Source organism: Pseudomonas sp. PME37.24/006 (genome assembly GCF_055556635.1).
The window spans coordinates 1-242 of the sequence record NZ_JBVHNL010000270.1 but is presented as its reverse complement, the minus strand read 5'-3'; the positions used below and the strand labels follow the sequence as shown (position 1 = coordinate 242).

The following is a 242-nucleotide window of genomic DNA, read 5'->3' as shown; positions in this document are numbered from 1 at the left end:
AGCAAGTCAGCCGTGCCGCCGGCCGGGGCGTAGGCCTCAGGCTGCGCGCCTTGTCGAAGTCCTTCAGCGGACGCACGGTGCTGCACGACATCGACCTCGACATCGAACCCGGCGAATTCGTCGCCATCGTCGGCCGCAGCGGCTGCGGCAAGAGCACCTTGCTGCGCCTGGTGGCCCAGCTCGATGGTGCCAGCGGCGGCGAGGTCGTCTATGAACACGAAGGCAGCAGCGAGCCCGAGATC

Annotated in this window: 1 protein-coding gene; it reads left to right on the top strand. The window is 68.2% G+C overall.

The annotated features are described in order from the left end of the window. Positions 1-41: 41 nt before the first annotated feature. On the top strand, positions 42-242 hold a 201-nt coding region (locus tag ACZ3GY_RS24690; protein ID WP_465912447.1), incomplete at its 3' end, for an ATP-binding cassette domain-containing protein.